The sequence below is a fragment of the Saccharothrix sp. S26 genome, assembly GCF_021390395.1.
Classification (GTDB): Bacteria; Actinomycetota; Actinomycetes; order Mycobacteriales; family Pseudonocardiaceae; genus Actinosynnema.
The window spans coordinates 199,617-223,876 of the sequence record NZ_JAJUWT010000010.1 but is presented as its reverse complement, the minus strand read 5'-3'; the positions used below and the strand labels follow the sequence as shown (position 1 = coordinate 223,876).

The following is a 24,260-nucleotide window of genomic DNA, read 5'->3' as shown; positions in this document are numbered from 1 at the left end:
GAACACGGCGGGCAACCGTTGCCGCGTAATACTATTCTTGCGGTCAGGTATTCGTTTGCGGGAAGGAATAACAACTTCCGCCTCCGATGCAGCAGGATTTCCTTTGACCAGAAGGAAATCGGACTGCCGCGGAGGGCGTTAGCCGCGAGGTCAGAGCGGGGACGGCGAGGTGGCGTCGGGGATCGTCAGCACGGCGGCGGCCGAGCCGTCGGCGGGCACGACGTGGATCGACGCGAGCTTGGCGTCCTTCGGCACGGCGGCGAACGCGATCCGCTCGTCGTCCAGCCAGGTCGCCTGGTCGTCCACCCCGGCGGTGCCCGGCAGCCTGCGCTCCTCACCGGTCGCCAGGTCCAGCACGGCCAACTCCCACGGCCCCAGCCGGCCGATGCGCTTCTTGTACGCGACCTTCGTGCCGTCCAGCGACAGCGACGGGCACTCGGCGTCACGGCGCAGCGACTCCAGACGACGGTCCACCAGGTCGCCCTTCACCAGCCAGGTGTAGCCGCCGGAGGCCAGCGTCGCGTAGAACGTGCGGTCGTCGGCGGCCACGGTCAGGCCCCAGTAGTTCACGTCCTGCGCGGTGTGCGGCTGCCCCTCGATCACCGCGGCGAACCCCTCCAGCGACTCGACCGCCGCACCCGTGCGCAGGTCCAGGAAGCCGGTCCGGGTGGAGAACCCACCGGGCACCGCGTAGGAGTCACCGGTCACGAACGACGTCCACGTGACCACCTGCCCCGACGCCGACACCTTCGCCCGGCTCGGCACACCCGGCAGCGGCACGGTCCGCACCACCGCGCCGTCCCGCGACACCTCGGCCGCGTACGTCGGCCCCGGTCCGGCCAGCTTCAGGCACACCGTCGTCCCACCGGCCCGGTACACCCGCCGGCACGTCATCGGCGTCGCGCCGCGGGCCGCCGGGTCGGCCAGCCGGACCTGCTCGACCCGGTCGCGGCCGTCGGCGAGCGACACGAACATCAGGTCGCCGTCGACCGCGCTCACCGCAACGGGTGAGGTGTCGCGCACGACCGACGTCACGTACACCACCGCGGCCCCGACGACCAGTACGATGGCTGCGACGGCGAACACGACCCGCCGGTAGCCCAAGTCCATCACCACCTGTAACGACTAGGCGCGAGTCGGCCGATTTCAGAGTAACAACACCGTGCGCGCACACACGCAGGGTAAACGTGGATCGGGGAGCGGATGGATTTCTGGGGCGCCGTGCGAACGCTGCGCAGGCGGTGGTACATCGCCCTGCCGGCGGCGATCACGGCTGTCGCCGTGGCCGCCGGGGTGTTCCTGTCCATCCCGACGCGGTACCAGTCCTCCGGGGTCATGGTGCTCACGTCGCCGTCGGCCGGTGGCACGTTCTCCGAGAAGCTGTCGCCGGAGGACGCGGTCCGGGTCAACCCGCTGCTGGCGTTCGACGGCAGCCTGACGACCACCGCGCAGATCCTGGCGCAGATCCTGGCCGACCCGAAGACCCGCAAGGAGTCGCTGGGCCTGGACAAGGACTCGAAGGAGAACTTCACCGCGGCGGGCGGCGGCATGAGCGGGCCGTTCCTGTTCGTGACCGCCGACGGCAGCACGCCGGAGTCGGCCGAGCGGTTGGTCACCACCGTGATGGAGTTCGCGGCCAAGGAGCTGGACAAGCAGCAGACCGCGCTGAAGGCGCCGGAGTCGACGTTCATCACCTCGCAGGTGATCGTGAACCCGACCGCGGCCGAGGCGCAGATCGGCGGCAAGGTCCGGTACGCGGGCGCGGCGTTCGTGCTGCTGATGCTGTTGACGACGGCCGCCACGTTCGGCGGTGACAGCGTCCTGAACCACCTGCGGCGCCGGCGTGAGGCGCGTGAGGGCAAGGACGACGAGCCGGAGCCCGCCGCCGCTGCCCCGGCGGCCACCCCGCCGGTCGGTGCTGCCCCGGCCGTCGGTGCCGCGCCGGTCGGTGCTCCCCCGCCGTCGCACAACGGTGGGCCGCGCCGTCCCCCCGGCCCGCCGGTCCGCCGCCCCCAGCCGACCGCCAGCGAGCAGACCGTGAAGATCGCCGCGCCGGGTCCGCGCGCGGCCGGCCGGCCCGGAGCGCCCGCGTGGCCGACCAACGACGACCAACCCTGACCGTGACCGAGCGGTTCCTGCCGGAGCGGCCCGCGCGGCGGCGGACGGACGGCGCCACGCTCGTGAGCGTGTTCCTGCTGGCGCTGCTGATCATCCCGGCCCGGCTGGTGCTGTCGTTCGTGCCGATGACCCTGCCGCCCGCGCTGGTGGTGGCGTTGCTGCTGGGCGTGCTGTGGGTGTCCGGGCAGATGGTGGACGACGTCGGCATGGGCAAGGGGCGCAACGTCGTGCGCACGGCCGTGGCGCTGTACCTGGCGTCGCACCTGGCGACCTACGGCGTGGCGACCCGGCGGTGGCTGCCGACCGACGAGCTGACCGTGGCCGACAGCAGCATCATCCGGATCACGTCGATGATCGCGGTCGCGGTGTTCGTGTGCGACGCCGTGCGCACCAAGGACCGGCTCGACCGGGTCCTCAAGCTGCTGCTGGCGTGCGCGGCGGTGATCGCGTTCGTGGGGCTGGTGCAGTTCGGGCTGGGCGTCGACCTGGCGTCGTACGTGTCGCTGCCCGGGCTGCGGGTGCAGGACAACGGGTACTCGGCGATGGAGGCGCGGTCGATCTTCCGGCGGCCGACCGGCACCACCAACCACCCGATCGAGTTCGGCCTGGTGTGCGCGATGGCCGTGCCGCTGGGCGTGCACTACCTGTTCAAGGCGCGTGACGACGGCACGCCGCACGTGCGCTGGGCGTTGTGCCTGGCGTTGGTGGGGCTGGGCGCGCTGACGTCGTTGTCGCGGACCGCGCTGCTGGGGATGGCGGTGGGTGCGTTGATCATGATCTTCACGTTGCCGCGGCGGCGGAAGATCACGACGGCGGTGGTGGGCGGCGGGTCGTTCCTCGGGGCGAGCCTGGTGGTGCCGGGGCTGTTCGGGACGTTGCGGGGCATGTTCTCCAACATCGAGGACGACCCCAGCGTGAAGGCGCGCACGGCGGACTACGAGGCGGCGTGGCACCAGATCGACCTGAACCCGTTGCTGGGGCGGGGGTTCGGCACGTACCTGCCGACGAAGTACACGATCCTGGACAACCAGTTCCTGCTGACGTTGATCGAGAACGGCTACCTGGGGCTGTTCGCGTTGATCGGGATGTTCCTGGCGGCGGCGTTCGCGGCGATCCGGGTGCGGATGATCAGCAAGGACGAGCAGCTGCGCAGCCTGGCGAGCGCGCTGGTGGCGGGCGTGGTGGCGGGCGGGATCGCGTCGGTGACGTTCGACCTGCTGGGCTTCGGCGTGGCGACCGGCCTGGTGTTCACCATGATCGGTGTGACGGGGGCGTTGCTGCGGGTGGCCAAGGAGGAGCGTCGACGTACGGCGGCGGAGGCCGTGGCGCAGGAGGCGTGAGGGCGCGGGTCAGCCGTCGATCTCCTCGCCCATGACGCCGAGGAGCAGGTCCTCCATCCCGCTCTCGCCCGCGCCGAACTTTCTCAGGAAGTCGGACACCAGGTAGAGGAAGCCGTCCTCGTCGATGCCCAGCGAGAACCGGCCGTGGTCGAGTTCGCCGATCGGGAACAGCGACCGGCCGATGTCCGCGCCCCACTCCACGAACCGGTCGTCCTCCCCGTCGCACAGCATCGGGTCGAGCTCGAACGGCTCCTTGGCCCGGGTGATCCCCGGTCCGCTGATGTCGAACACCAGGCCGCCGAACTCGCCGAGGAACCGTTGGGCGGCCCAGTGCATGGGCAGGCCGTCGGGTTCGAACCAGACCTGCCACAGCGTGGTGTCGACCTGTCGACCGGGGTGCCACCCGGCCGTCCGCAGTGCCTGCTCGGCCTCCGCCGTCCACCGGTCCACGGATCGGGCTCCCAGGGGCGTGAACGCGCAGGTCGCACGTTCTGAGCGTTGAATTCGGGGGTCCTGAACGTAGGACACACGCGTTCTGAACGTAGGACACACGCGTTCTGAAGGTACGACACACGCGTTCTGAACGTAGGACACGCGGGTTAGGGGGTTGGGGTCAGGCCCTTGTCGGTTTCGGTGTAGCGGGTGTGGCAGTCGGGGCAGACCAGGCCCGCGTCCAGGCGTTGGCCGCACGTGCAGACCCAGCCCTTGTGGGTGGCCGGGTTGCCCGCGATGAACGCGTGGGCCGGGACGTCCTTGGTGATCACGGAGCCGGCGGCGGCGAAGGCGTGTTCACCGATCTCCACGCCGCACACCACCACGGTGCCCGCACCCAGGGTCGCCCCACGGCGCACGACGGTGGACAGCAGGGCGTCACCCGTGCGCTTGATCGCCGCCCGCGGCCGCAGGTCGTTGGTGAACAGCACGTTCGGGCCCAGGAACACCTCGTCCTCGCACACCACGCCGTCGAACACCAGCGTGCCGTTCTTCACCGTCACCCGGTCGCCCAGCACCGCGCGGCTCTCCACGAAGGCACCGTCGCAGATGTTGCAGTCCCGGCCGACCCGCGCGCCCGGCAGCACGTGCGCGAACGCCCACACGCGCGTCCCGGGGCCCACGTCGGTGCTCTCGCACAAACCTTTGGGGTGGACGAAGACGTCGCTCATCGCACGGCCTCCGCCAGGGCCGCCACGACCCGCTCCTGCTGCGCCACCGTGATCTCCGGGAACAGCGGCAGCGACACGATCTCCCCCGCCACCGCCTCGGCGACCGGGAAGTCACCGGGTGCGTGGCCGAGGTGCGCGTACGCGCCCGTCAGGTGCACCGGCGTCGGGTAGTGGATGCCCGCGCCGATCCCGGCCTCGTGCAACGACGCCAGCACGCGGTCACGTGCCGGCACGCGCACGACGTACAAGTGCCACACGGGCAGGTTGCCCTCCAGCACCACCGGCAGCGTCACGCCCGGCACGTCGGCCAGCAGCGCCGAGTAGCGGTCGGCCGCCGCGCGGCGCAGCTCGTTCCACCCCTCCAGCCGCCGCAGCTTCGCCGACAGCACCACGGCCTGAAGCGTGTCCAACCGGCTGTTGAAGCCGACCACGGAGTGCTCGTACTTGCGCGGCGACCCGTGCTCGCGCAGCAACCGCACGGCGGAGGCCAGCTCCGCGGACGTGGTCAGCACCGCGCCGCCGTCGCCGTACGCGCCGAGGTTCTTGCCCGGGTAGAAGCTGGTCGCCGCGAGGTCGCCGAGCCCGCCGACCGGCACGCCGTGCCGCCGCGCGCCCTGCGCCTGCGCCGCGTCCTCCACGATCGGCACACCGAACGACCGCAGCTCCTCCACCGGCGCGGCCTGCCCGTACAGGTGCACCGGCAGCAACGCCTTGGTCCGCGGCGTCACGGCCTCCGCGACCAGGGACACGTCGATCAACCCGGTCTCGGCCACGCAGTCGACCAGCACGGGCGTCGCGCCGGTCCGCGCCACCGCGCCGGCCGTGGCGATGAACGTGTTGGCCGGCAGCACGCACTCGTCGCCCGGACCGACGTCCAACGCGCGCAGCGCCAGCTCGATGGCATCCGTGCCGTTGCCGACCGCGACGCAGTGCGGCACCTCCTGGTAGGCGGCGAACTCCGCCTCGAACTCGCCGACCTGGCGACCGCCGACGAACGCGGTGTTCTTGAGCACCTCCGCCCAGCCGTCGGCCACCTCGTCGGCCACCTGCTCGTGCTGGGCACGAAGGTCCACCAGCGGGATGTCGATCACGAACCGCTCCCCTCTCGCAGTCTCCGGGCGGGGTTGCCCGCCCAGACCTCACCCGCGGGGACGTCGGCGAGCACGACCGAACCCATGCCCACCACCGCACCCGCCCCGATCGACACGCCCTCCCGGACCGAGCTGCCCTGCCCGAGGTACGCGCCCTCACCCACCCGCACCGACCCGCCCAGCGACGCCCGGCCGGCGAACGTGACGCCGTCGCCGACCTCGTCGTCGTGCGTGATCAGCACGTGCGGCATCGCCACGACGTGCGCCCCCAAGCGCAACGGCGCGGTCACCACCGCACCGGCCAGCAGGACCGTGCCCGGCCCCACCTCCGCGCCGACGGCCACCGAGGCCGCCGGGTGCACCACGGTCGCCCACCGGTCCGGCGTCAACCCCAGCCGGGCGACCAGGTTCAGCCTGCCCAGCGGCCGGTGCGCGTTGGCCACGCACACCACGACCGCCGCGTCCGTCGAGCCCGCCAACTCCGTCCCGCCCAGCACGGGCAGGCCGTCGAGGTCCGCACCGTGCCGTGCCGAGTCGTCGTCCAGCGCGCCCACGGGACGCCACAGGTGCGGCAGGAGGCGGACGGCCGCGAGGACTTCGCGGGCCAACCCGCCGCCACCCACCAGCAGCAGTGGCCGGGCCGCGCTCATCCGGTGGTGAACACGACGTCGACCCAGTAGTTGCTGCCCGCGTAGGACGAGTCCGGGAACCCGGGACCGGAGCGGAAGACGCCGTTGCGGCTGCCCTCGGCGGTGGCCGGCGCGCTCAGCGGTGGGCTGGTCACGGCGTTGCCCATGAAGTACCCGGTGTCGACGGAGTACCGACCGTTCGGCGCGGTGTAGGAGGCCACGTAGCTCGTCCCGGCGGTGACGGTCACCGGCGAGGCGAACGTGAGCGTCTGCCAGCCGGTGGCGGTCTCGTTGGTGAACGTGCCGGTGGCCAGCGGGTTGCCCTCCGCGTCCCACAACGTGCCGGTGTGCGTGCCGGTGTTGCCCGAGCCCTTGTAGAACTTCACCCCGGTGACCGACCCGCTCACCGACGGCACGAACCGCACGCCCAGCTCGTAGGAGCCGGTGTCGTCGGCCGCCGCCACGGTGGGCACGGTCGCCGCGCTGAACAGCGAGCACGGGCAGTCGCCCTCGGTGGTCGTGGTGAACGACCAGGTGGTGGGCGCGGTCATCAGGTTGCCGTAGACGTCGGCGATGCGCAGGCTCGCGGTGTAGGTCATGCCACCACCCAGCGGTGCGGCCGGCGTCCAGGTCACCTGCTGCTGGTTGGCCGACAGCGACAGCGTGCCCGCGATCTTCGCGCCACCGGAGTCGGCCAGCGCGAACTGGGCCGTGCTGAGGTCGACCGGCTCGTCGAACGCCACGGTCAGCGGCGACGTGCGGGACACCTCGCCGGCACCGTCCAGCGGCGTGCGCCCGTTGACGACCGGCGGCACGGTGTCGTCGTTGGGCAGGAAGACCACGTCGACCCAGTAGTTGCCGCCCGCGTAGGAGTTCGTCGGGTAGCCCGAGCCGGCGCGGTAGACGCCGTTGCCGCCGTCCAGGCCCGACGGCGCGCTGAGCGGACCGCTGGACACCGCGTAGTTGTCGAAGTACCCGGCGTCCACGGCGTAGTGGCCGCTGGTCGTGGTGTAGGAGGCGGTGTAGGTCTGGCCCGCCGCCACCAGCACCGGTGAGGCGAAGGTCAGCGTCTGCCAGCCGCTCGCGGTCTCGCCGGTGAACGTGCCCGTGGCCATCCGCTGACCGCTGGGCGACCACAACGTGCCGGTGTGCGTGCCGGTGTTGCCCGAGCCCTTGTAGAACTTCACGCCGGTGATCCGCCCACCCGCGGTGGGGGTGAACCGGACGCCCAGCTCGTAGGCGCCGCCGTCGTCCGACGAGGTGACCGTGGGCACGGTCGCCCCGCTGAACAGCGTGCACGGGCAGATCACCGCGAGGCCGGTGGTGAACGACCACGTCACCGGGTTGGGCATCGGGTTGCCGTTGACGTCGGCGATCAGCACGTTGGCCGTGTACCGGGTCAGCGGCATGAGCTTGCCCGACGGCGTCCAGGTGACGGTCCGCTGGTCGCCCGACAGCGACACCGAGCCGGCGAGCTGCGCGCCGCGCCGGTCGGTCAGCCAGATCTGCGCGCTGGCCGGGTCGACCGGCTCGCTGAACGTCACCGTCACCGGGGTGGTGGACGGCACGTCGGTCGCGTCCGGGGCCGGGGTGCGGTTGGTCAGCGTCGGCGCCGTGGAGTCGCCGTTGAGGCCGTTGCGGTAGATGACGTCGACCCAGTAGTTGGTCCCGTTGTACGACGCGGTGGTGAACCCGCCGCCGCTGCCGTAGCGGTACACGCCGTTGGGTCCGTCGACGCCGTCGGCCAGCGCGCGCAGGCCCGCGTAGCTCGCGCCCTGCCCGGTGAAGTAGCCGGCGCTGACCGAGTAGCGGCCGTTCGGCGCGTAGTAGGACACGACGTAGGTGGTGTTCGCCTGCACGACGACCGGCGAGGCGAACGTCAGCTTCTGCCAACCGCTCGCGGTCTCGTTGGTGAACGTGCCCGTGGCCAGGAGCAGACCGGTGGACGACCACAGCGAGCCGGTGTGCGTGCCGGTGTTGCCCGAGCCCTTGAAGAACCGGACGCCCAGCACCTCGCCCTTGCCGTTGAAGCGGACCTTGGTGCCGACCTCGATCGGCGTGGTGTCCCCCGCCGCGTACACGGCGGGCCGGGCGAAGTCGTCCCAGATCGTGCACGGGCAGGTGGCGGGCCTGGTCGCGCCGGTGGTGAACGACCACGTCGACTGCGGCGTCTGGTTGCCCGCCGCGTCCGACACGCGCAACGCCACCGCGTACCCGGTGTTCGGGGTCAGCGCCTGGCTCGGCGTGAAGGTCACCGTCCTGTTCTCGTTGGACAGCGCGGTCGACCCGGATACCGCGCCGTTCGGCCCGGTCACGGTGAACTGCGCGGACCCGGGCGCGACCGCCTCGTCGTAGGTCGCGGAGATCACCGGGGTGAGCGCGACCGTGCCCTCGCCGTGGACCGGCGTGGTGGACACCTGCAACGGCGCGCGCTGGTCGGGGCCGGGGTCCGGCGCCCACACCACGTCCACCCAGTAGTTGCTGCCCCAGTGCGACTGGGTCGGGAAGCCGGGGCCGCCGAACCGGAACAGGCCGTTGGGTCCGTCCTCGCCGTTCTTCAGGCCGGTGAGCGGTTCGAGGTAGCGGGGCTGCTGGAGGAAGTACTCCAGGTCGTAGGAGTAGTGGCCGTTGGGCGCGAAGTAGGACACGACGTAGGTGACGCCCGCGGTGACCTGCACCGGCATCGCGAAGGTCAGCGTCTGCCAACCGCTCGCGGTCTCGTTGGTGAAGGTGCCGGTGGCCAGTTGGTTGCCGTTGTGGTCCCACAGGGTGCCGGTGTGCGTGCCGGTGTTGCCCGGGCCCTTGTAGAACCGGACCCCGCGCACGTAGCCGTCGCTGTTGGCGCGCCACTTCACGCCCAGCTCCAGCGGCGAGGCGTCACCGCTGTCGGGCACGTCGGGGGTGTCGGCGTTGGTCCACAGGCCGCACGGGCAGGTGCGCGGGTTCACGCCGGGCGTCGCCACCACGGGGGTGGACAGGTTCGCCGAGTCGTCCACCGCGCGCACCCGCAGGCTCGCCGGGCCGGACTTGCCCGGGGTGTAGGTGTAGCTCCACGCCGTCTGCCCGGCCTGCCACACCGCCGGGTGCCAGCGCGTGCCGCCGTCGGTGGACACCTCGACGCCGCCGACCTGGCCGCCGACGTCGGTCACCGTGCCGGAGAACGTGTAGGGCGCGCCCACGGTCGAGATCGGCGGCACGGAGGTGAACGCGGCCGTGGGCGCCTGGGTGTCGGTGCTCTTGGTGGCCTGCACCAGGCCGGGCTGCAACGTGGTCGCCTGCACGCCCATGTCGGCCAGGAAGTTGACCGTGGCCTGCTTCATCCGCACGTCGGAGGTCGGCGTGTTGGTGAGGAAGGCGTGCTCGTCGTCCACGCCCCACGCCCACTGGACCGTGCCCGCGCCGAACACCAGCGACCCGCTCGGGTGCTTGTAGTAGGTGATGGCGTGGGTCTTGGTGTCGGGGGTGTAGAGGTCGCCGTGGTTCTGCAGCACGTACGGGCCCTCGGGCATGTTCACCGTGGTGCGGGACAACTGGGCGACGCCCGGAGGTTGGAAGCCGTTGTCCTCCACCGAGTTCCACTCGTAGCCGAGCGTGCCGGGCTGGAACGTGTACGTGGTGCCGGCGGCCATGCCCTGCAACGACGTGTGCCGCCACAGCCGCATCTTGCCGTAGGCGGCCGGGACCTGGAGGGAGTCCTCGCGGCGGCCGTTGACCGTGAAGATGTTGCCCAGCAGCGCGTTCTCCGGCCGACCGCCGTCCTGCTCGGGGTAGCGCGGGTCGCGCCAGGTGCCGGTCCAGTCGCTCAGGCCGTCGTTCTGGGTGCCCTTGGTCTCCTTGTAGCAGGCGACGGTGCGCCAGTCGGTCCTGGAGGAGTCGATGCTCTTCTCCCACCGGGTCTTCCAGAAGATCTCGTTGCCGGTGAGGAACGCCAGGTGCACGCCCGCCTCCCGGGCCGCCTCGACGTTGGCGCGCTGCTCGTTCGACCAGTACTCGTCGTGCCCCACGGCCATGAACACCTGGTGGTTGCGGATCAGGTGGCCGCGGCGGGCCGAGTCGGCGTCGGTGGTGTAGCTCACGTCGTACCCGTTGGCTTCCAGGAAGCGCAGCATCGGGTACTCGGCGTTGAAGATGAAGTTGTCGTCGCCGTCGCCGCCGGTGTAGGGGCGGTTGTAGCTGACCTTGTACGCCTGCCCGCCCTGGCCGGGGCCGTCGCCGAAGTAGAGGCTGTTGCCGCCGTAGCGGTTGTAGGCCACCCAGGTCGAGTCGGAGGTCTGGAACAGGATCTTCGAGGTGCTGCTGTCGTCGCGGACGACGAAGACGATCTCGTTCTCCGCGCCGGTGTCGTTGCGGTGCGTGCGCGCGTAGTACAGGCCGGAGACCGCGGTCGGCGGCACGTTCCAGCTCAGCGACACCGCCCAGTTGCCGCAGTCGATCAACGCGCTGCCGTCCTCGCCGCGCAGGCACGGCGGCTGGTTCTGCGACGAGTTGCGGGTGATCCGCTCCTGGAACCGCGCCCCGACGCCGCCGTAGTAGCCGAGCCGGTAGATGTCGATGTAGTAGGACGACGCGCTGGTGAGCATCTTGAAGTCGACCCGGCCGCCCGGGTTGACGCTGATGTCGGTGGTGAACCCGAGGATGCCGTCGTCGCGGTAGGGCACCTGCCAGTCGGGCGTGCCCGCCTTGGTGTTCTCGCACGCCACCTTGTTGACCACCGGCGCGTCGCACGGCGCGGCCGCCGCCTCGGGCGCGCGCAGCAGACCGACCACCGCGATGGTGGACGCCACGAGGGCGAGCACCACCGCCAGGCGCAGCAGGGTCACCGCGAGAACGGGTCTGGCCCGCTTCCGGTCGGCGGTCATGGGTTCACCTTTCGAACACAAGCTGTCGTGACGGGTGGTGATCGCGTGCGCACTGCATCGACCAGCGGAGCCCTGTTGCTCCGATCGTCGTTGGAAGCCGGCTTCGCGTTACACCACAACGGAAGGATCCGTACCGCCGAACGCAGGCTGTGTCGAACCGCGGTCGTCAGTGCGACGGCAGCGGCAGGCGCAGCGCCGACTTCAGCTCCTCCACCACGGTGTCCTGCTGCTCGGCCGTGAGGTCGTGGTAGAGCGGGAGGATCAACGACCTCGCGGTGATCGCCTCCGTCACCGGGAGGTCGACGCGCGGGTGCCCGGCGTAGGCCGGTTCCAGGTGCGCGGCCATGATCCCGCGCCGCGCCGACACCCCCCGCTCCGCGAGCCGGGCCAGGACGTCGTTGCGCGACACCGCGACCTCGTCGGGCAGCATGACCCAGAACGACTGGTAGTTCGTCGTGCCGTGCTCCGGGTCGCGCACCGCGCGCAGCCCCGGCACGTCGGCGAGCAGCTCGTGGTAGCGCGCCGCCAGCTCCCGCCGCCGCCGCACGATGGCGTCCAGTTTGGACAACTGCACCAGGCCGACGGCGGCCTGGATGTCGGTCATCCGGTAGTTGAACGCGGTCTCCAGGTAGCTCTCCACGACCGCGCCGCCGCCGCTGTGCCGCTCGGCGGCGCTCACGCTCATCCCGTGCTCGCGCAACCGCCTGGCCCTGGTCGCCCAGTCGGCCCGGTTCGTGGTGAGCATCCCGCCCTCACCGGTGGTGATCAGCTTGCGCGGGTGGAACGACCACGCCGACAGCTCGGCGTCCGCGCCGACCGGCACACCCCGGTAGGTCGACCCGGCGGCGCAGGCGGCGTCCTCCACCACCGTGACGCCGCGCGGGCCGGTCAGGGCGCGGATCGCGTCGACGTCGGCGGGCACACCGGCCTGGTGCACCAGGATCACCGCGCGGGTGCGCTCGGTGAGCACCGCCTCGACGGTCGCCGCGGACAGGTTGCCGGTCTCCGGCTCCACGTCGGCGAACACCGGCGTGGCGCCGCAGTAGCGCACCGCGTTGGCGGTGGCGATGAACGACAGCGACGGCACCACGACCTCGTCACCCGGACCCACGTCGAGCAGGTGCAGGGCGACGTGCAGCGCGGTCGTGCACGACGACGTGGCCACGGCGTGCAGCGCGGCGACGCGGCGGCCGAAGGCGTCCTCGAACGCGGCGACCTTCGGGCCCTGCGCGACCCAGCCGGACAGCACGGCGGCGGACGCGGCCTCGGCCTCCTCCGCGCCCAGCCACGGCTTCATCACCGGGATCATCGCGACACCTCGGCCATCGCCGAACGCCACCACGCCACCAGGCCGCGCAGTCCGTCGACCAGCTCGATGTCCGGCTTCCAGCCGAGGTCGCGGGCGGCGGCGGAGATGTCGGCGAGCCGGCGGGTGACGCCGTTGACCGCGCGTTCCGGGCCGTGCTCCAGCGGCAGGTCGGAGTCCATCGCCTCGAGCAGCGCGTGCGCCAGCTCCTTGAGGCTGGTCTCGCGCGCGCTGGCGATGTTGTAGACCGCGTCGGTGACCGGGGCCTGCGCCGCGAGGACGTTCGCGCGGGCGATGTCGTGCACGTGCACGAAGTCCATGGTCTGCGCGCCGTCGCCGAAGATCAGCGGCGGCTTGCCGTCGGCGATGCGCTCCATCCAGCGGATCAGCACCTCGGTGTACTTGCCGTGCGCGTCCATCCGCGGCCCGTAGACGTTGAAGTAGCGCAGCGCCACGTAGTCCAGCCCGTACATGGCGTGGAAGCTGCGCAGCATGCCCTCGTTGAACGCCTTGGCCGCGCCGTAGAACGTGTCGTTGTTGTACGGGTGGTGCCGCTCGGTGGTCGGGAACTCCTCGGCCAGCCCGTAGACCGACGCCGACGACGAGGCCACGACCTTCTTCACGCCCGCCGCGGCGGCGGCCTCGACGACCGTGAACGTGCCGTCGACCAGGCACTCCAGCGCGAGCCGGGGTTCCTCGGCGCACTGCGTGATGCGGATCGCGGCGAGGTGGAACACCAGGTCGGTGCCCGTGCTGAGGCGTGCCAGCAGGGCCCGGTCGTTGATGTCGCCCTCGACCACGGTGAGCCGGTCGCCCGCGAGCGCGGCGGCGTCGGCCAGGTTCTCCCGGCGGCCGCGGACGAAGTTGTCCAGCACGACCACCTCGGCGGCGCCGGCGGCGAGCAACCGGTCCACCACCGCGGAGCCGATGGTGCCCGCTCCTCCGGTGACGAGGGCGCGCTGGCCGGTGATCGGCTGGGCGGCGTCCGACATGGTGCTTGGTCCTTCCTTCTGCTGGGTCACGCGGTGGCGAGCTGGAGCGCGGCCGGCTGGTCGACCCGCGCGACGGTGACGAACTCGCCGTCGGCGGCGAGGCTGGCGGAGGCGGCTTCGAGGATGGCCAGCACGCGCAGGCCCGACCAGCCGTCGGTGAGCGGCGCGCGCGTCTCGGTGATCGAGGCGGCGAACTCGGCCATCACGCCGCGCAGCGCCTCCTTCTCCGGCAGCGCGGGCGCCACGGTGTCGCCGCGCCGGTAGGAGATGATCGCCTGGCGGCGGTCCTCGTCGTCCTCGATGCGGTCGGCGCCCCGGTCATGCACGGACAGCCGCTGCACGGCGTTGACGTCGTCCCACACGACCGTGCGGCGGGAGCCGCCGACGATCATCGTGCGGATCTTGGTCGGCGACAGCCAGTTGACGTGCACGTGGGCCAGCACGCCGTCGGACAGCTCCAGCGTCAGGTGGCCGACGCAGGCGCGGCCCGCGCCGATCGGGTCCGAGCCGTGCGCGGCGACCCGCGCCACGCGCACGCCGTCGGGCAGGATCGCGTCGAAGATCGACAGGTCGTGCGGCGCGAGGTCCCAGAACACGTCCACGTCCGGCTGCACCAGGCCGAGGTTGACCCGCACCGAGTCGAGGTACTGCACGGTGCCGATCTCGCCGCTGCGCACGAGGTGGCGCAGGTGCTGCACGGTCGGCGTGTAGACGAAGGTGTGGTCGAGCATCAGCGTGAGGCCCCGGCTCTCGGCCTCGCGGACGAGTTCGAGGCCGTCGGTGTAGTTCGCCGCGAGGGGCTTCTCCACCAGCACGTGCTTGCCCGCCCGCAGCGCGGCCAGCGCCACCGGCAGGTGCGTGGCGGCCGGGGTCGCGATGGCGACCGCGTCGACCGCCGGGTCGGCCAGCACGTCGTCCAGCGAACCGGACACCCGGACGGTGGAGTAGTCGCCCAGCACGCGCCGGGCCCGTTCCACGTCCAGGTCGCACAGGTAGCGCAGGGTCAGGCCGGGGGTGGCCTGGGCGTTGCGCACCAGGTTCGGCCCCCAGTAGCCCGCGCCGACGACGGCGATGCCGATCGGCTGGTCCATCTCGTTCTCCCTCTCATCGCCTCCGCCGGGCGACGTGCGTCGGTGGGTCATCAGTAGGCCCCTTGGCCGCCGAAGACGGCGCGGATGGTCTTCCACAAGATCAACACGTCCAGGGCGAGCGACCACTCCTCGACGTAGCGCAGGTCGAGCCGCACGGACTCCTCCCACGACAGGTCGCTGCGCCCGGAGACCTGCCACAACCCGGTCAGGCCGGGCTTGACCAGCAGCCGGCGGCGCATGTCCGGCCCGTACTTCGCGCTCTCCTCCGGCAGCGGCGGCCGCGGGCCGACCAGCGACATGGAGCCCGCCAGGACGTTGAACAGCTGCGGCAGCTCGTCCAGCGAGTAGCGCCGCAGGAACCGGCCGACGGCGGTGACGCGGGGGTCGCGGCGCACCTTGAACAGCACGCCCGCGCCCTCGTTCACCGCGTGCAGCTGGGCGCGCAGCGCGTCGGCGTTGGTGACCATGGTGCGGAACTTGAGGATGGTGAACGGCACGCCGCCCTTGCCGACGCGGCGCTGCCGGTAGAGCACCGGGCCCCTGGTGTCGACCATGATCGCCACCGCGACGGCCAGCAGCACGGGGCTGAGCAGCGCCACCAGCAAGGCCGAGCCGACCTTGTCCACCGCGGTCTTGACCACGCGGCGGAAACCCGTGAACGACGGCTCGCTCACCCGCAGCAGCGGCATCCCCAGCACGCCGGTGACGTGCAGGCGGGGTCCGGCGAAGTCCATCAGGGCAGGCGCGACGACCATCTCGGTGCCGGTGCCCTCCAGGTCCCAGGCCAACTGCTGCAACCGCCGCGGCGTCCAGTAGGCGTCGGCGGTGACCGCGACGATCCGGTAGCCGCCGCGGCGGACCTGCTCGCCCAGCTCGCCGAACCGGCCGACGACCGGCACGCCGTCCAGCTCGAGGCCGATCTCGGCGCGGCCGTCCACCGTGCACACGGCGTCCACGCGCCAGCCCAGGTGCGGCGCGCGGCGGGTGCGGCCGATCAGGTCGGCGACGGTGTCGAGGTTGCCCGCGGCGAGCACCGGCAGCAGGCAGCGGCCCTCGCCGCGGGCGCGGTGCAGCGGGCGGCGCAGCAGGTAGCGGACCGGGAAGGCGACCAGCGCGATGGCCGGGCCGACGAGGAACACCCACAGGCGGGCGCCGGGCAGCCCGGCCGCCAGCGCGCCCAGGCCGAGCGCGACGACGGAGCCGAACAAGCCGCGGCCCAGGCGGCGGAACTCCTCCGCGCCCTGGCCCAGCACCGCGGGGTTCCACACGCGGTTGAGGAACAGCGATCCGACGACCACCGCGACGGTGACCGCTTCCAGCCCCAGCAGGGACAGCGGGCCGAACGAGTCGTGCCGCGACGACAGGAAGAAGCCCGCCAGCACGACGACCAGCACCGCGCACAGGACGTCGGCGGCGATCACGCCGTACCGGTAGGCCGGTTCCCAGCTCCCGACGGTGGGGTTGGTGGTGCGATGGGTGGCGCCGACCCCCGCGACGGGTCTGCGTCGCGTGGGCTGGACCTGCTCGCTCATCGTGGTACTCCCCCGGGTAGGACCGGCTGGCGGACGTGCTCGTGCGCAGGGCATCCCCGACGGACCCGCGTGGTGTGAGGCAAATGGCCGGCCGGTGATTTCTCGCCCAGCCAAACCGTCATTCGTCGGGCCGGCGGCGCGCGTTACACGGACAGTGAAGGGCGTCCGGATGGCCATTCCTCGGTATGACAGTCGGCGCACACCCAGACGGGTCGGCAGGTGACTTCGGGTCACCGACAACGGTGACGTGAAAGCCCTGTCCAGCTCGCGGGACGCGACGGTCCACTGTGCCCGGTGGGCGCTCGCGCACGCACGTGGACACGTCCATCGAATCTGGGACGGCTTGCGTTACAGCGAGTTTTCGACCGCGGTCGAAGCTGGGCGGGAAAATGCCCGAAAAGCGCCTCGGACCCGACGCCGAGACCGCATCGGGGCGGTCCGCGGTCCCCCATTCACAGGGTGGAAGCAGCTATTCGGCGCAACCGCGCGGGCACTTCGGGTGACCGTGGTTCGTCATTTACCGGTGGTCGGCCGGCTTGGCGTGACCATCGCCACTTCGCCGGTCACAATGTCCGGGTGGTCGTCGGGTGCGTGATCGGCGGACTGCTGGGCGCGTTCCACGGGGTGTGGGCGTGGCGGACCCGGCTGTACCCGCGCGGCGGGCGCGGGGTCGCGCTGGCTGTGGTGGACGCCACGTGGAGCCTGCCGAACACGGTGGCCGGCGCGGCGTTCCTGGCGTACGCGCTGGCGCGGGGCAACCGGGTGGACGTGGCGTTCAGCCGGCACCGCGGCACGATCGGTCTGCGTGACGGCGTGATCAAGGGCTTCGCCACCACCGTCGGCCCGGTGCAGGCCGGGACCGCGATGGGCGTGGACGACCACGAAGCCGTGCACGTCCTCCAAGCGCGCCTCTTCGGCCCCCTCTACCTGCCCCTGGTCCTGGTGAACTGGGTCGTCGCCACCGTCCTGCCCTACTGGCTGCTCTACCACGACCGCTCCGCGTCCCCGATCACCGACCCGCGGACCTACTTCCGCCACGGCGTCTACCCCCACTGCTGGCACGAGGAATGGGCCTACCGGCGCCAAGGCACCCCACCGCCCACGTGACGCGGTTGAGCCGTGCGATCGCCGTGGTCGCGTCGCCCTGCCGATCCGGCCGATCACCGGCCCATGCACAACGCAGGACTGCGGACGACCGGCGGGATGCTAACGACCGGTAACCAGGCGGGCCTTCTCGTTGCCCACGGCGATCACGTCGCCGTCGCGCAGTTGCGCACCGCGGCGGGTCTCCAGGCGGCCGTTGACCGTGACCTCCTCCGATTCGACCAGGTCACGGGCGTGAGCGCCGTTGTCGGCCAAGCCCGCCAGCTTGAGGAACTGGCCCAACCTGATCATGTCGTCGGAGATCTCGACCTCGCGGATGCGCATCGTCCCATCATCCTCCACCGCACCCGCGACGGGGCGCGGGTGGCGCGGTTAACGAGGATTGCACGCACTCGAAACACGGCCGACATCCGCCGGGCCCGGTTCGGTCTACGGTTCCCGGAATGTGAGCACAGGCAGCTCTGACCCGGAGCCGACCGGCGGCGAGCGCAGACGCCGCCGGTCCCTGCGCGGGGACGTCGGCACGACCGGCGCGCGGTTCGGTTCGCCCGCGTTGCGGCGCACCCTCGACGAACAGCCTACGGAACAGCCCCGGCCACCCCGGCGGCGGAGGTCGTCACGGGGCGAGGTCGGTGCGACCGGAGCGCGGTTCGGCTCGGCGGCGCTGCGGCGCAGCCTGGAGGAGGAGCCGCTGGAGGACACCGCGCCGTTCGACCGCGGCCTGCACTTCGACCCGCCGCCCATGCCGGCGGTCCGGGACCGCGAACCCGAGCCGGAACCGGTGGTGCAGGAGTTCTCCGGTCCGCTGGTGCGGCCCTATGCGTGGACGGGTGGCCGCACGTCCTCCGGCTACGACCTCAGGCTGGAGACGCTGGTCTCGCTGGAGGAGGACGGCATCGCGATCGCGCTGCGGGAGAGCACCTCGGAGCAGCGGTCGATCGTGGAGCTGTGCGCCACCTACCCCAGGTCGGTGGCCGAGGTGTCCGCGCTGCTCTCGGTGCCGCTGGGCGTGGCGCGGGTGCTGCTCGGCGACCTGATCGCGATGGGCGTGGTCGCCGTGCACGACAACGCCGCCGCACCCGCCGGCCCCGACTTCACCCTGCTGGAACGGGTGCTAGTGGGCCTGCGCAACCTCTGAGCGCAACCGGCCGAAGACCTCGGCCAGGGCGGGCAGTTGGTAGTGCGCGTTGAGCCCGCTGGGGTTGGGCAGCACCCACAGCCGCGACGAGGCGATCGTCTCCTCCTGCGGGCCGATGGCCGCCGCCTTGCGCCCGAACGCCGCCCGGTACGCCGTCACGCCCACGACCGCCACCACCTTCGGCCGGTACCGCCGCGCCAACGCCGTCAGCCGCGCGCCGCCCGCCCGCAGCTCCTCCGCCGTGAGCTCGTCGGCCCGCGCCGTCGGGCGGGCCACCAGGTTCGTGATGCCCAGCCCGTGCTCCAGCAGCTCCTCCTGCTCGGCGGGCGTCAGCAGGCGCGGCGTGAAGCCGGACCGGTGCAGCGCGGGCCAGAACCGGTTGCCCGGCCGGGCGAAGTGCTGCCCCTTGGCCGCCGACAGCAGACCGGGGTTGATGCCGCAGAACAGCACGTCCAGCCCCGGGCCGATGATGTCGGGCAGGTTCATCCGACCACCACCGGCACGCCGTCGACGACCAGCCGCCAGTCGACGCGGTGCAACGCCGCCGGGTCGACCTCACCGCGCTCGCGCACCCAGTCGATGATCAGCTGCCGGATCTCCGACTGCCGGTTGTGCAGCACGGGCGCGGTGGCGATGTGCGGGAAGTTGCCGCCGCCGGACTGCCGGTAGTTGTTCACCGCCACCGCGAACGCCTGCTCGGCCGTCACCGCCACGCCGCCGTAGGCCAGCCCGGTGATCCGCTGCCCGACCGGTCGCGCCAGGTCGATGTCGTAGGTCAACGGCGCGTCCAGGCCCGCCGCCACGTCGTACAGGTAGTCGGGCGTGCCGTTCGCGTTGGTCAGCGCGTCCGGCTGGTGCGGTCCGGGGGTCGTCACGGCCTTGAAGTACCCCGCGGACCGCTCCAGGTAGTCCTTGAGCTGCGCACCGGTCAGCCGCACGGCCAGCAGCGTGTTGTCGTAGATGTAGAGCCCGGCCACGTCGCGCACCGACACCTCGCCCGCCGGGATGCCCGCCGCTTTGTTGAACGGCGAGGCGAGCGAGAGCACCGGCAGCTCCTCGGTCAGCGACGCCTTCACCGCCTCGCCCTGCACGAGGTTGACGAAGTCGAGCGCGGCGGTGTCCTCGTACCGCGCGGTCGCGGCCGACATCGCCGCCTTCGACGTGCCGATCCGGGAGTTGACGTAGGCCACCACCGCGGCGTGGTCGTCACGCAGCCGGCGCACGACGGCCGGGTCCTCCGGCACGGTGTTGGTGTTGAGCACCTGCGCGCGGGACGCCTCGACCCGCCAGCCCCGCCCCGGCGACCACACCAGGTCGAACTCCATCAGGCTCAGCCGCTTGCCCCAGAACAGCGGCTCGGTCAGCAGCACCGGCCGGCCGGTGGCCTTGTTGGTGACGAACCGCTGGGCGATCTCGGTGTGGGCGTGGCCGACCAGGATCGCGTCGATGCCGGGCACCTCCTCGGCGACCAGCGCGGAGCAGTTCTCGGGGAACGGCAGCAAATCGCCCAGCGACGACGACAGCTCCGCGCCGGAGTGCGCGGCCACGACCACCAGGTCGGCCCCGGCCGCGCGCACCTTCGGCACCCACTCGCGCGCCTGCTCCAGCACGCCGGGGAAGGTCATCTTCCCGTCGACGTGCGCCTTGTCCCAGATCGCGATGCCGGGGTTGGTCAGGCCGAGGATGCCGACCCGCAGCGGCGCCGCGCCGGTCCGCCACACGGTCTTGACCACGTACGGGCGGAACGCGGGCGTGCCGGTGGCGGTGTCGATCGCGTTCGCGGCCAGCAGCGGGAAGTCCAACTGCCGCTCGAACGCCCGCAGCAGCGGGATGCCGTAGTTGAACTCGTGGTTGCCCAGCGCGGCGGCGTCGTAGCCGAGCTCGTTCATCGCGGCGGCCATCGGGTGCACGCGGCGGCGGCCGATGGGCTCGACCTTGGCGTAGTAGTAGGCCAGTGGCGTGCCCTGGATGGTGTCGCCCGCGTCGATCAGCAGGGTGCGGTGCGCGCCGCGTTCCCGCCGCACGGCCTTGACCAGCGTGGACAGCTTCGCCAGGCCGACGTCGTTGTGCGCGGCGTCGTCGAACTCGCGGTCGGCGTAGTAGTCCCAGTTGAACACGTTGCCGTGCAGGTCCGTGGTGCCCAGGACGGTGAGGGTGAACCGCCGCCCGCCGGCCCGGTCGTCCGGTGCGGCGTGGGCCGCCGTGCGGAACCCGGCGGCGGCGAGCACGGCCGCGCCACCGGCCGCGAGCAGGGCGCGGCGGTGCGGAGCTGATCGGATCATGCGGCGACCGTAGCCATTGACCGTTGACTACTCGCCCGGATTTCCCGCCGCGGTGTTCTTGGCCCGCCGGTTCAGCCCGACGCCGACCGCGATGCCGACCACCGCCAGCACCGCCACGACGAGGATCCACACCCACAGCGGCACGCCGCCGCCGTCGTCGTCCGAGCCGGACGCGGCCGCGGGGGTGGACGTGCCGGTGGACACGGCGGTGATCGTGGCGACCGAGCCGCCGGTGGACGACGAGGTCGGGGCCGCGTCCGCCGACGTCACGGCGGGCGGGGCGGCGGGGGTCGTGGCGGCAGGCGGCTGCGGAGCCGGCGGCGGGGCGGGCACCGTGAAGGCGAACGTGCCGTCGACGAAGTCGCCGTCCAGCGACTCGACCTTCCACGACACCGTGTGCAGCCCGGCGGGGGAAGCGCTGTCCAGCAGCGGCACGGTCAGCGTCGCCCCGTCGGCGGTGACCTGGCCCGTCGGCCACGTGCTGCCGTCGGGGGCGGTCACCGTGACCGTGGCGCTCTCGGCGGGCACCGGCTCGGTGAACGTGAGGGTGAGCCGCGTGGGTCGTTGCGCCGGCGACGCGCCGTTGGCCGGGTCGCTGGAGCGCAGGTCGGTGTGCGCGGACGCCGGGGACGCCGCCCCGAGCAGGGCCAGGGTCGCCAGCAGTGCCGAGAGCGCCAGTCGGGTCATGCGGTAGTTCTACCGGGTCGGCGGGGTCCCCTGCTGGTCGTCGTCCGGAACGGGCCTGTTCGGCGGCTGGCCGTCACCCTGCTTCTGCGGCGGTCCGCCGCGCTGCACGTTGCCCTTCATGATGCTGTCCACGGTGGCCTCGCCGTCGGTGGAGTCGGCGATCACGGTCACGACGTCGCCCTGGGAGATGTCGTCGAGGTCCCCCTGGCCCCCGTTGACCTGCGTGTCGTCGTCGATCTTGTAGGTACCGCTGTACCCGTCGCGGCTCCGCACCGTGATGGAGGCGTCGCTGATGGCGGTGACCTCGCCGTTCTGGAACTCGCCGTGCTGGGTGTCGCCGAACGGCCCGCCCATGATCATCAGCCCGCCGGGCCCGCGCCCGTAGCCGCCCGGACCGCCCATGCCCCGCGCCGCGTCGGAGTTGCTCGCGGCGTAGATGACACCGCCCCCGACCACGGCGATGCCCGCGGCGATCGCGATCGCGGCGAGGGACCTGCGGGCGTTCCAGCCTGGTCCCGCGGCGGCGACCTGCGGCGGCGGCTCTTCACCCCACGTCGGGTGCTGCTCGGTTTCGGAAGTCATGCGACCCACGGTCTCGGGCGAGCCTGTGAGCCGGCTGTGCGGCCGTTGGGCGGTGGCTGTGCGTGCGCCGCGGCGGGCCGTGCGGGTTCACAGCCGGCACACAGGATCGGCACAGGTCCGGCTCAAGTGCCGGGTCCAGGATGGGAGCATGCGCCCAGTGTCCGCTTCGGGGACCTCCCCTGAGCTCCGCCGCCCGGACGGCAGTCCGGTGCGCGTCCTCGTGGTGGACGACGAGTCCACGTTGGCCGAGCTGATGTCCATGGCGTTGCGGATGGAGCGCTGGGAGGTGCGCACCGCCTTGGACGGCACGTCCGCCGTGCGCGCCGCGCGCGAGTTCCGGCCCGACGTGGTGGTGCTGGACGTGATGCTGCCCGACTTCGACGGGCTGGAGGTGCTGCGCCGGATGCGCGCGGACCTGCCCGCGCTGCCGGTGCTGTTCCTCACCGCCAAGGACGCGGTGGAGGACCGGATCGCCGGGCTGACCGCGGGCGGGGACGACTACGTGACCAAGCCGTTCAGCCTGGAGGAGGTCGTGCTGCGGCTGCGCGGCCTGCTGCGCCGCACCGGCGTCACCGAGGCGGGCGCGGGCACCGAGCTGGTGGTCGGCGACCTGGTGCTGGACGAGGAGACGCGCGAGGTGCGGCGCGGCGGCACGGCGATCGACCTCACCGCGACCGAGTTCGAGCTGCTGCGGTTCCTCATGCGCAACCCCAGGCGGGTGCTGTCGAAGGCGCAGATCCTGGACCGGGTGTGGAGCTACGACTTCGGCGGGCAGGCCAACATCGTCGAGCTGTACATCTCCTACCTGCGCAAGAAGATCGACGCGGGCCGGGCCCCGATGATCCACACGATGCGGGGCGCGGGCTATGTCCTCAAGCCCTCGTCCTGAACGCGCGTCGCGGACCGGGGGCTGGCCGCTGCGCACCAAGCTGGTGGCGGCCCAGGTCGTGCTGCTCGCGGTCGTGTGCGCGATCATCGGCGTGGCCACGGGGTTCGCGTTGCGCGACTCGCTGGTGGCCCAGCTGGACGACAAGCTGCGCGAGGCCGCGTTCAAGATCGACCGCGACCACGAGCGGCTGCCGTTCCCTCCGCCGCCGGGGGTGCGGCGGCCGGGTCCGCTGGACAACCCCGGTTTCCCGCCGGGGACGATCGCGCTGATCCGGCTCGGCGACGGCGAGTTCGACAGCCAGCGGCAGCCGCCCGGCTCCGGTGACCGGGAAGGGCTGTCCACCGGCGTGACCTCGCAGCTGGGGACCGTGCCGTCCGACGGGCGTGCGCGCACGCTGCCGTTGGACGGGCTCGGCGACCACCGGGTCCTCTCGGTCGCCACCCTCGACGGCGACGTGGTGACCGTCGGGATGCCGTTGGCCGACGTGAACAGCACCGTGTGGCGGATGGGGTGGGTGCTGGCCGGGGTCGCCCTGGCCGGGTTGGTGGCGGTGAGCCTGGCGGGCGCGCTGATCGTGCGCCGCACCCTGCGCCCGCTGGAACGGGTCGCCGCGACCGCGAGCCGGGTGGCCGAGCTGCCGCTGCACGAGGGCGAGGTGGCGCTGGCCGAACGGGTGCCCGACGAGTACGCCGACCCCCGCACGGAGGTCGGGCAGGTCGGCCTGGCGCTGAACCGGATGCTCGGGCACGTCGGCAGCGCGTTGCAGGCGCGGCACGCCAGCGAGACGCGGGTCCGCCAGTTCGTCGCCGACGCGAGCCACGAGCTGCGCACCCCGCTGGCCGCCATCCGCGGCTACGCGGAGCTGACCCGGCGCACGCCCGAGGAGGTGCCGCCGCGGATCGCGCACGCGATGCGGCGGGTGGAGTCCGAGGCCGTGCGGATGACGTCGCTGGTCGAGGACCTGCTGCTGCTGGCCCGGCTGGACGCGGGCCGTCCGCTGGCCCGTGAGCCGGTGGACCTGTCGCGGCTGGTGGTCGACACGGTCAGCGACGCCCGCATCGCCGGGCCGGAGCACGAGTGGCGGCTGGAGCTGCCGCCCGACGCGGTAGAGGTGACCGGTGACGCGCACAAGCTGCACCAGGTGCTGGCCAACCTGCTGTCCAACGCCCGCACGCACACCCCGCCCGGCACGACGGTCACCACGTCGCTGTCCACTGTGGAGGGCGGGGCGCGGGTGGCGGTGAGCGACGACGGCCCCGGCATCCCCGCCGGTTTGCAGGCCGAGGTGTTCGAGCGGTTCAGCCGGGGCGACACGTCCCGGTCCCGCGCCGCCGGCAGCACCGGGCTCGGCCTGTCGATCGTGGCCGCCGTCGTGGCCTCGCACCGCGGCTCCGTGCGGTTGGCGAGCAGGCCGGGCCGGACCACGTTCACCGTCCACCTGCCGCGGGCCTGATCGC

The 24,260-nt window shown here is 72.3% G+C and carries 21 protein-coding genes; 6 read left to right on the top strand and 15 right to left on the bottom strand.

Annotated elements, in window-relative coordinates; translation table 11 throughout:
• Positions 1-150 precede the first annotated feature (150 nt).
• Positions 151-1,110, bottom strand: coding sequence for a hypothetical protein (locus tag LZG04_RS18170; protein ID WP_233818501.1), 960 nt, complete (start codon positions 1,108-1,110; stop codon positions 151-153).
• A 93-nt stretch (positions 1,111-1,203) separates the two neighbouring features.
• Here LZG04_RS18170 and LZG04_RS18165 point away from each other — a divergent pair, with 93 nt between their 5' ends.
• Positions 1,204-2,118, top strand: a complete 915-nt coding sequence (locus tag LZG04_RS18165; protein ID WP_233818499.1) for a hypothetical protein — start codon at positions 1,204-1,206, stop codon at positions 2,116-2,118.
• Positions 2,091-3,458, top strand: coding sequence for an O-antigen ligase (locus LZG04_RS42600; RefSeq protein ID WP_233818497.1), 1,368 nt, complete (start codon positions 2,091-2,093; stop codon positions 3,456-3,458). Before LZG04_RS18165 ends, LZG04_RS42600 begins: the two co-directional genes overlap by 28 nt.
• Positions 3,459-3,467: 9 nt before the next feature.
• Here LZG04_RS42600 and LZG04_RS18155 read toward each other — a convergent pair whose 3' ends face one another.
• From LZG04_RS18155 to LZG04_RS18115, 9 genes are all read right to left on the bottom strand, one after another.
• Positions 3,468-3,908 carry an SUKH-3 domain-containing protein gene (locus tag LZG04_RS18155; RefSeq protein WP_233818496.1) on the bottom strand — a complete coding sequence of 147 codons (441 nt, stop codon included), beginning with the start codon at positions 3,906-3,908 and terminating at the stop codon, positions 3,468-3,470.
• 149 nt (positions 3,909-4,057) lie between these two features.
• A complete protein-coding gene (locus LZG04_RS18150; protein WP_233818494.1) occupies positions 4,058-4,621 on the bottom strand; it encodes an acyltransferase in 564 nt (187 codons plus the stop codon).
• Positions 4,618-5,709, bottom strand: a complete 1,092-nt coding sequence (locus LZG04_RS18145) for a DegT/DnrJ/EryC1/StrS aminotransferase family protein (RefSeq protein ID WP_233818675.1) — start codon at positions 5,707-5,709, stop codon at positions 4,618-4,620. Before LZG04_RS18145 ends, LZG04_RS18150 begins: the two co-directional genes overlap by 4 nt.
• Positions 5,709-6,362, bottom strand: coding sequence for a NeuD/PglB/VioB family sugar acetyltransferase (locus tag LZG04_RS18140; protein WP_233818492.1), 654 nt, complete (start codon positions 6,360-6,362; stop codon positions 5,709-5,711). Before LZG04_RS18140 ends, LZG04_RS18145 begins: the two co-directional genes overlap by 1 nt.
• Positions 6,359-11,200: a DUF4082 domain-containing protein gene (locus tag LZG04_RS18135; protein WP_233818490.1), complete on the bottom strand. Its 4,842-nt coding sequence runs from the start codon at positions 11,198-11,200 to the stop codon at positions 6,359-6,361. The genes LZG04_RS18140 and LZG04_RS18135 overlap by 4 nt, the downstream gene beginning before the upstream one ends.
• Positions 11,201-11,366: 166 nt before the next feature.
• A complete protein-coding gene (locus LZG04_RS18130; RefSeq protein WP_233818488.1) occupies positions 11,367-12,509 on the bottom strand; it encodes a DegT/DnrJ/EryC1/StrS aminotransferase family protein in 1,143 nt (380 codons plus the stop codon).
• Positions 12,506-13,498 carry an SDR family NAD(P)-dependent oxidoreductase gene (locus LZG04_RS18125; protein ID WP_233818486.1) on the bottom strand — a complete coding sequence of 331 codons (993 nt, stop codon included), beginning with the start codon at positions 13,496-13,498 and terminating at the stop codon, positions 12,506-12,508. Before LZG04_RS18125 ends, LZG04_RS18130 begins: the two co-directional genes overlap by 4 nt.
• Before the next feature lie 26 nt (positions 13,499-13,524).
• A complete protein-coding gene (locus LZG04_RS18120) occupies positions 13,525-14,589 on the bottom strand; it encodes a Gfo/Idh/MocA family protein (RefSeq protein WP_233818484.1) in 1,065 nt (354 codons plus the stop codon).
• Positions 14,590-14,639: 50 nt separating this feature from the next.
• Entirely contained in the window at positions 14,640-16,121 is a 1,482-nt protein-coding gene (locus LZG04_RS18115; RefSeq protein WP_233818483.1) for a sugar transferase, read from the bottom strand.
• 576 nt (positions 16,122-16,697) lie between these two features.
• Between LZG04_RS18115 and LZG04_RS18110 the strand changes: the two genes are divergently transcribed.
• Positions 16,698-17,228: a hypothetical protein gene (locus LZG04_RS18110; RefSeq protein ID WP_233818481.1), complete on the top strand. Its 531-nt coding sequence runs from the start codon at positions 16,698-16,700 to the stop codon at positions 17,226-17,228.
• Positions 17,229-17,327: 99 nt separating this feature from the next.
• Here LZG04_RS18110 and LZG04_RS18105 read toward each other — a convergent pair whose 3' ends face one another.
• The gene (locus LZG04_RS18105) at positions 17,328-17,549 is read right to left on the bottom strand and encodes an RNA-binding S4 domain-containing protein (protein WP_233818479.1); all 222 of its coding nucleotides are present in this window, start codon (positions 17,547-17,549) and stop codon (positions 17,328-17,330) included.
• 121 nt (positions 17,550-17,670) lie between these two features.
• Between LZG04_RS18105 and LZG04_RS42595 the strand changes: the two genes are divergently transcribed.
• Positions 17,671-18,363, top strand: a complete 693-nt coding sequence (locus LZG04_RS42595) for a DUF742 domain-containing protein (protein ID WP_233818478.1) — start codon at positions 17,671-17,673, stop codon at positions 18,361-18,363.
• Here LZG04_RS42595 and mug read toward each other — a convergent pair.
• From mug to LZG04_RS18080, 4 genes are read right to left on the bottom strand one after another with little or no spacing between them, the layout of a single operon-like run.
• Positions 18,340-18,849, bottom strand: coding sequence for a G/U mismatch-specific DNA glycosylase (mug, locus tag LZG04_RS18095; RefSeq protein ID WP_233818476.1), 510 nt, complete (start codon positions 18,847-18,849; stop codon positions 18,340-18,342). The genes LZG04_RS42595 and mug overlap by 24 nt on opposite strands.
• On the bottom strand, positions 18,846-20,645 hold the full coding sequence (locus LZG04_RS18090; RefSeq protein ID WP_233818474.1) for a bifunctional UDP-sugar hydrolase/5'-nucleotidase: 1,800 nt from the start codon (positions 20,643-20,645) through the stop codon (positions 18,846-18,848). The genes mug and LZG04_RS18090 overlap by 4 nt, the downstream gene beginning before the upstream one ends.
• 27 nt (positions 20,646-20,672) lie before the next feature.
• Positions 20,673-21,332 carry a copper resistance CopC family protein gene (locus tag LZG04_RS18085; protein WP_233818472.1) on the bottom strand — a complete coding sequence of 220 codons (660 nt, stop codon included), beginning with the start codon at positions 21,330-21,332 and terminating at the stop codon, positions 20,673-20,675.
• 9 nt (positions 21,333-21,341) lie between these two features.
• Positions 21,342-21,914, bottom strand: coding sequence for a hypothetical protein (locus LZG04_RS18080; RefSeq protein ID WP_233818470.1), 573 nt, complete (start codon positions 21,912-21,914; stop codon positions 21,342-21,344).
• A gap of 148 nt (positions 21,915-22,062) precedes the next feature.
• Between LZG04_RS18080 and LZG04_RS18075 the strand changes: the two genes are divergently transcribed.
• Both LZG04_RS18075 and LZG04_RS18070 read left to right on the top strand, forming a co-directional pair.
• Complete coding sequence (locus LZG04_RS18075) at positions 22,063-22,803, top strand: response regulator transcription factor (RefSeq protein WP_233818469.1); 741 nt, start codon at positions 22,063-22,065, stop codon at positions 22,801-22,803.
• Positions 22,781-24,256 (top strand): cell wall metabolism sensor histidine kinase WalK, encoded by a 1,476-nt coding sequence (locus LZG04_RS18070; protein ID WP_233818467.1) that lies wholly within the window; start codon positions 22,781-22,783, stop codon positions 24,254-24,256. The genes LZG04_RS18075 and LZG04_RS18070 overlap by 23 nt, the downstream gene beginning before the upstream one ends.
• The last annotated feature ends 4 nt before the right edge of the window (positions 24,257-24,260 follow it).